At 62.4% G+C, this 7,248-nt stretch carries 4 protein-coding genes and 1 pseudogene; 1 reads left to right on the plus strand and 4 read right to left on the minus strand.

Features of this window, described 5'->3' with window-relative positions:
• Positions 1–13: 13 nt before the first annotated feature.
• From CXY72_RS01345 to CXY72_RS01355, 3 genes are all read right to left on the minus strand, one after another.
• Positions 14–1,729 carry a dihydroxyacetone kinase family protein gene (locus tag CXY72_RS01345; protein ID WP_104125936.1) on the minus strand — a complete coding sequence of 572 codons (1,716 nt, stop codon included), beginning with the start codon at positions 1,727–1,729 and terminating at the stop codon, positions 14–16.
• Positions 1,726–3,033: an RbtT/DalT/CsbX family MFS transporter gene (locus CXY72_RS01350; RefSeq protein ID WP_104125937.1), complete on the minus strand. Its 1,308-nt coding sequence runs from the start codon at positions 3,031–3,033 to the stop codon at positions 1,726–1,728. Before CXY72_RS01350 ends, CXY72_RS01345 begins: the two co-directional genes overlap by 4 nt.
• Before the next feature lie 108 nt (positions 3,034–3,141).
• Entirely contained in the window at positions 3,142–4,278 is a 1,137-nt protein-coding gene (locus tag CXY72_RS01355) for a zinc-binding dehydrogenase (RefSeq protein WP_104125938.1), read from the minus strand.
• A 161-nt stretch (positions 4,279–4,439) separates the two neighbouring features.
• Here CXY72_RS01355 and CXY72_RS01360 point away from each other — a divergent pair, with 161 nt between their 5' ends.
• A complete protein-coding gene (locus CXY72_RS01360) occupies positions 4,440–5,411 on the plus strand; it encodes a sugar-binding transcriptional regulator (protein WP_104125939.1) in 972 nt (323 codons plus the stop codon).
• 1,149 nt (positions 5,412–6,560) lie between these two features.
• Here the strand turns inward: CXY72_RS01360 and CXY72_RS19925 are convergent.
• Positions 6,561–6,671, minus strand: a pseudogene (locus CXY72_RS19925) (transposase); the annotation flags it as partial.
• Between the last annotated feature and the right edge of the window lie 577 nt (positions 6,672–7,248).

Genomic DNA, 7,248 nt, shown 5'->3' on the forward strand with positions numbered 1-7,248 from the left:
GTCGGTCAGTCAATCACGAGTGGCTCATCGCACCGAGCGCGGTCACGAGCAGCGCGAGCGAGGTGGCCCCGGCATCCGGGGTTCCGATGCTCTTCGCGGCGAGTGGCCGGGCGCGGCCGAGTTTCGGGGTCAGTACGGCGGTGTCGGCGGCCGCGACGGTGGCGACGACGGATGCCGCGCGCCACGCAGACTGCACACTCGCCCCGGTAGCGACCCGGGCCCGCAGCTCGTCCACGAAGGGAATCAGCGCGTCGACCATGGTCTTGTCCCCGATGGTTGCGCCGCCGAGGTCGACGATGGCCTCGAGGAACGCTTCAGCCCCCGCGACGATGTCACTCGGGAGATACCGGTCGCGGTCATCGGTGAGTACCATTCCAGCGGCTTCGAGCGCCGCGCCCCAGAGCACGCCCGAGGTTCCGCCCGCTTGCTCGGCCCAGGCCTGTCCGGATCGCTGCAGCAGCCAGGCCACCCCGGCGGCGTTGGAGCAGGCGATCGTCGACGCGGCGACGGCCGCGTCGATTCCCTTGACCATCCCGCGTCCGTGGTCGCCGTCACCGGCGATCGCGTCAATATCGCCCAGTCGCTGCTCGTGTTCGTGAAGGCTTGACTGCATCGTGAGTAGGCCGCGGGAGGTGAGCTCGGCCAGTTTGCGGCTTGCCGTACTGGAGTCGGGGGCGCCTGCGGCGACCTCCACCGCGCTGTAGCCCTGCTCCAAAGTGGTGTCGATGCTCACTAGTGGGGCTTTCTGCTTGCGGTAGCCGGGCGTGTAGGCATCCGCTCGCCAGTGCGTTTCGAGTTCGTCGTCGAGCCACATCAGGGTGAGTGAGCAGCCGCCCATGTCGAGGCTGGTCACGATTTCGTCGACCTCCACGTCGACGGTGGTGTGCCCCGCCTTGCGGAGCAGTGGCGCTATGTGGCTCCAGAGAAGGAAAAGCTCCTCATATTTGGTGGTGCCGAGGCCATTGAGGATCACGGCTACGCGCTTGCTTGCAGCACGCGCTGGGGCCTCAGCGAGCACACTATTTACGAGGGTGTGGGCGAGATCGGCCGCGGTGGGCATCGGCTCGTCGCGAATGCCGGGCTCGCCGTGAATGCCGAGGCCGAGCCCGAGGTAGCCTGCGGGCACGTCGAAGAGCGGTTCGTGGGCACCGGGCATGGTGCAGCCGGAAAAGGCCACTCCGAGGGTGCGGGTGGCGGCATTTGCCGCCCGACCGAGTCGTTCGACCTCGTCGAGGTTGACTCCGGTCGCCGCCGCGGCACCCATGACCTTGAAGACGGTGAAGTCTCCGGCGATGCCGCGTCGTAACTGTTCCTCGGCAGCGGATGCGATGTCATCTGTCACGATCACGATGCGGGTGTCGATGCCCTCTTTGCGCAGCCGCTCGGCGGCGATGCCGAAGTTCATGGTGTCGCCGGCGTAGTTGCCGAAGCTCAGCACGACGCCGCGACCCTGATGGGCGGCTTTGGCGACGGAGTACACTCGGGCGGCGCTGGGCGAGGTGAATATGTTGCCCACAACCGCACCGGTCGCGAAACCCGGGCCAACGAGGCCGGCGAATGCCGGATAGTGGCCGGCGCCGCCGCCGACGATCACGGCGACCTGCGGGGGGCCGGATGGGAGGGCGACGACTCCGCCGGGGACGCCCCGCAGACGGTCACGGTAGAGATCGACGAATCCGGCCAACTGATCCTCAGCGAATTCGGCCGGGTCGCCGAACAAGCGGGTCACGAACGTGCTCCCGGCTCGTCTTCGGGCACGCGAAGATAGTTGATCATGATGAACGCGGCGCCGTAGAGGATCACGAACGCCCACACCACACCGATGTTGCCGCCCCAGGGCTGCACGATGGCAACCACGGCTGCGCCCAGGAAGGCCGCACCGCCGGCGGCGGTCGTGTACATGGCCATCGCAGCGCCCTTGTGCTCGGGGGCGAGGGCTGGCATGATCGCGCCCATCGGCACGAACCCGGCGAGCATGATTCCGAAGAATACACCGGCGGCAACAGAGACCCAGAAGCCCCAGTCAGAGCCCGGTTCAACCCAGTGTGGCACGTACCACCAGGCCAGCAGGCCAATCGCGGAGCCGACGATCCCGAACCAGCGAACGGTACGGCGCCAGCCCCACTTGTCACCGATCGCACCGAAGAGAGCATTGAAGGCCACGTTGGAGGCGAACACAATCACGGTCATGGTGAGCCACTGGGCCTGTGTCCAGCCGAGCTCACCGCCGATGATGCTCGGAAGAATGATGAACATGCCGAACTGCGGGGCGGTATTGATGATGCGCACCAGGAAGCCCATCAAAATCTTCGGCTGGGTCGCCGTGAGGCGCAGGCCCGACAATAGCACCCGACTGGTGGTCTCCTCGTGCGGAACCAGCCGCGACCGGCCACGCTGCTCACGGATACCCGCCCAGGCGATCAGAAACCCGATCGTCACGAGGCCCGCAGAGGCCCACATGGTGAGGTACTCCCCGCCGATTCCCGACCCGAAGGCGGGAATGGCAAAGATCGCGAAGAGTGATCCGAGGGTCGGCAGGCCTCCTGTGAACATCACGTAAAACCAGCCAACGGCCCTGCCGTTGCGTTTGGACGGCACTACGGCATTGATCCAGACCAGGAAGGCGAAGGCGAACAGCGGGAAGCCGAATCCACGCAGGAAGTACGAAATTATCACACCCACGGTTGATTCGCCGCTGAGCGCCAGCAGGAACGTCGCTTCGAAGACCATCCAGACCACAAAACCGAGCAGCATGACTCGGCGTGGGCCCCACAGGTCGGAGAGCGCCCCGGACAGGTAGGAGGCCACGAGCACGGCCACGCCGTACATGGTGATGATCGTCGGAACGAGTGCTGCGGCCGTGGGCAGCGCCGCGGCCATGTGTGGTGCGATGAAGTTGGATTCCACACCATTACCGGTCATGAAGACCAGCACGCCGAGGAAGCCCCAGCGTAGGGAGTGAGGAATGCCGATCCGGTCGAGGCGGGTTTCCCGCGTGGGGGCCAGTCGTTCGAGGGTTTGGGTCACAATCATCCGTTCACGTCATCGTGCGGAAGGCCGAGTGAGGTCGGCCTGAAAAGCGTGGCCCGACAGGGCCAGGGGATACACCGCGACAATGACCGCGGTGCACCGGACCGCCGATTACGGAAGGATGCTGACCTTGACCGAGGCGCCCGCGGTATCGCTGACGAGGTCAAGCGCGGCCTGATAGTCGTTGAGGGCGAACTGATTGGTGCAGATGTCGTCCATTGGCAGTACGCCAGACTCGATCATCTTGATCGCGGCAGGCCAGCAGTTGGGGCCAAGGTGCGCGCCGAAGATATCGAGCTCTTTATCGTCGCTGATGATCGACCAGTCCACGGTCACGTCGGAGCCGAAGACGGAGTATTCCACGAAGGTGCCGAGCTTGCGCAGCAGGTTCAGACCCTGCTTCACGCCCGATGGATGCCCGGTGCACTCGATGTAAACATCCGCGCCATAACCGTCTGTCATGGCTGTGATCTTTGCAATGACATCACTCGTGCCCGCATTGAGCAAAATATCGGCGCCGCATTTGCCTGCCAGGGCAAGTTTGTCGTCACTCAGGTCGAGGGCCACGACGACCCGCGCGCCCTTGGCCTTGGCGCCGGCGATGGCGCCCAGACCGATCGGGCCGCACCCGGCGATGACCACCACGTCATCGAAGTGGATGTTGGCACGCTCGACGGCGTGCAGCGAGCAGGCCAGCGGTTCGGCGAAGGCGGCGTGTGCGGCTGGCAGTTCGGGGGAGACGCGGTGAGTAAGAGCCCGAATCGGCACGACAAGGTACTCCGCCATGGCGCCGTTGAAGTTGCGGAAGCCGAACATGTCGTGGGGGCCGCACATCCAGTATTGGCCGCGGGTGCAGTACCGACACTCGCCGCAGGGCACGATTTGTTCGCAGGCGATGCGGTCGCCCACGCTGACCTGATGGTGAGCCTCAGCCACGTCGTCGGCCAGCACAATGGTGCCGACGAATTCGTGGCCGGGCGTGATCCCGGTCTGGGCCCAAGCGGGCCGGTCCTCGTCGCCCCAGAACTTGGTGGCGCCGTGGTAACACTTGAGGTCGCTGGCACACACGCCGACCGCCTCAACCTTGATCAGCATTTCGCCAGGGCCGGGAACCGGCACCGGGAGTCGTTCCATAACGTATTTTTCTGGGCCGTGCACGACGACGGCCTGCATGAAGCTGGGCAGCATTGACGTTGATTCGGATCGTTCGACGGACTGCGTTGTAACCGAAAGTGTTGCGGTGGACATGGACCCCTCCTTGGATCATCCGATAACTTTGATGCTCTCCGACACTATCGACACATCTGTGCAGAACACAATTTCTGTGCTTGCTATGTGCAGAACATTTGTTCACGTCTTTGTTCATGGGTCATGATGGTGGTGTGCACTCCGCGGAAGGATCCCCCCAAATGAGCGAACACCCCCTGGACCCGATCGGCGACCGGCCTGAGGCTCGCTACCCGCTCAGCGCGCTCTATGAAGCGGCCCGCATGTACTATGTCGACGGGGACAACCAGGCGCAAATCGCCGCGGTCCTGAAGATCTCCCGGCCCTTCGTTAGCCGCCTGCTGGCCGAGGCTCGGCGCGTCGGTGTCGTGCGCATCGAGGTCGTCAATCCCGAACAGCACTCGGGGGATGATCTCACCGCGATTCTGCGCGACGCCCTCGGCCTGGCCCAGGTCTACCTCGCCCCGGGCGACCAGTCCGCGCGTATCCGCGGTGGCTTGGCGCCCCAAGTGAACACGGCCCTCGCAGACATGTCGCTTGAGCCCGGCGACGTTTTGCTGGTTTCTTCCGGCCGCACCATCTACGAGCTTAGCCAGGGACCCCTGCCCCGGCTGCCTGGGGTGGTCATCGTCCCGACCGTTGGCGGTCAGACCGAGCCGGAACCGTGGCACCAGTCCAATGAGCTTGCCCGAACGATTGCGGAGCGTAGCGGCGGCGTGCCGGCTTTTCTCTTCGCGCAGGCGCTGCCCTCGTTGGAAATGTGTGAAAGTTTGCAGCGTGATCCTTCTTTCCAACGGGTGCAACGACTCTGGAAGGCCGCCAAAGGCGCTCTCGTGGCGATCGGGTCACCACCCGCCTCGCGCCAGTCGATCTCCCGGTTCATTCCGACCGACGATGACTCGCTGCTGCGGTCGGTCGGCGATGTCTGCCTCAACTTCTTCGACACCGACGGAGCCACCGTGCAGTTCCCGGGCAGTGAACGCATGGTGAACACCTCCGTCGACGTGCTGCGTGGCATTCCGTTCACCGTCGGCGTCGCGGTCGGCACCGATAAGGTTCCTAGTATTGCGAGCGGTGCCAAGACCGGCCTCTTTCGTTGCCTCGTCACCGACACAGCGACCGCAACCGCTGTGCTCGAGCACCTGCACCGCTAGGGCGTGTCTCTTGATGTCTTCGACCAGATGGACTCCGCCGCGATAGCTCAGGGCGAGTTTGTCATAACGGGTGGCGATACTGCCCTACATACCGGCGCAGAGGAACAGTGCTCCCTGAAGGTCAGGATTCCTTCACCACGTTCACGTGCGACAACAAGGTCGGATGCCACCACGGCACGTCCCGCGATCAGGCTCGAAGTGGAGAACGTCTCAAATTGGCGCGAGATACGTCGCACAATGCCTCAACTAACTTGAGACGGATCATGCCAACGCCTCAACTGACTTGAGACGGATCATGCCAATGCCTCAACTAAGTTAAGAAGAAACCCGACGATGCATCAATTGTCTTGAGACAAAATCCCTGATGCCTCGACTAGATTGCGACTGCCTCATGAGGCAGGACAGCTGAATGAAAAAATCAACATAATTGGTTTCTAGAAATAATTCTTTCAAACACGCATTACTTGTCATAATATGTATTATCGGCACGTACGATTCAGTATCTCTGCTATTGGACGGGCTATCCATACGTACATGTCGGACTCTTTGCTAGCACCCTGGCGCCAGTCAGGAGCGTGTCGATACCCCGCTCAATAATTTGTCCGATGCAATTTACGCCCTGCGCCTCACGAGGAATGGGCAGCCGCGACGCTTTCGACAGAACCCAAGGCTTATCTGCGGGCGTGGCAACATTTTGGCAACATTTGAACGAGATCGCTCCGTTCTCTAGCATGGTCAAATAATTGAAAAGCCGCGTAATCATGCGGATTTGAGGGCTGATCCGCTGTCTCATTGGGGGCGCCTTAGGTTTCAAATCCCACCGGTACCGCCACGAAAAAGGCTCCTACTTCCCCGGATTTGCAGGGAAGTAGGAGCCTTTTTCGTTGAAATGCGTTGATAACCGACAACTTTCCGACAGCCTCTTGCCGACTGGTCCGCGTCTAGGTCACCTGGGGGTTCAGCCGTTCTCTTCAGCTGCGCATGGATCGCCCCGTAAGGTCGAGGCCCTGCTGGCATTTTGCACTAGCGATGAGCTCCGAGAGTTGCTCGTCTGACGCACCCTCCCGTCGCCCCAGGCGAAGGTTGTTGGCAAAGTTTCGGGCCCAGATTGTCAGCGCTCGTTGAAAAGTAGGCCAGTTTCGCTGACAGTTTCGGCACGATCACCGGACTGAACGTGCCGTCCCGGTCGCGGGGCACCTGAATGGTCACCGGCCCGGTCGTGGGACTGATCACCGTTTTGGGCCGAGTCCCATTGCGCACGTCCGAGGCGTCACGCAGAAAGGCTGGCTGCCGCGACTGCCGTCACGAAACAGCACGCGTTGGCGGGCTCGGTCTCGAAAGCACCCATAGGGTTTCGGGACATGGTGAGTGAGCGCAGTAGGCTTCGAGCATGACACGTCCTGACCTTGTTGAGTCCGAAATAGATTCGAAGCGCACTAGCACCGCTTATCTCGGCGGCGCCATCGTCATCATCGCATTTTCGATTCTTACCATTGGGAATGCGTCACAATAGTTCGACTACGTTTCCGGGGCCATCTTCCTTTGCATCGCAGGCATGCTTGCGTACAAGGGAATCCAGTCGGTCATCAAACGTCGGCACTCTGCTGATACGCACGCAGCCCAGTAGTTCCCCGGTACAAATTCCTGGTTCGCGCCCGGGATGGACAAGCCTTCACTCCAGCGGTCGCCCGGCGCGTTTGCCCACTCGTGCAGGCGTGAGCCGATAGTACCCGGCGCCTCGGTCAACGCCGCGGGCCATGTCCCGTTGAGTGGTGTTGTTTCCCGCTCCTGAGTGTTGCTGCGTTAACGTAGCGAGCCACCGTGGGATGGTCAGTGA

Origin of the sequence: Cryobacterium sp. Y57 (assembly GCF_002929505.1) — a bacterium.
In the GTDB taxonomy this organism is placed as follows: domain Bacteria; phylum Actinomycetota; class Actinomycetes; order Actinomycetales; family Microbacteriaceae; genus Cryobacterium.

What these genes read in the sequence shown, in the direction of transcription:
- CXY72_RS01350 (WP_104125937.1), bottom strand. Translation starts at nt 3,033, where the DNA reads ATGATTGTGACCCAAACCCTCGAACGACTGGCCCCCACGCGGGAAACC.
- CXY72_RS01360 (WP_104125939.1), top strand. Translation starts at nt 4,440, where the DNA reads ATGAGCGAACACCCCCTGGACCCGATCGGCGACCGGCCTGAGGCTCGC.
- CXY72_RS01355 (WP_104125938.1), bottom strand. Translation starts at nt 4,278, where the DNA reads ATGTCCACCGCAACACTTTCGGTTACAACGCAGTCCGTCGAACGATCC.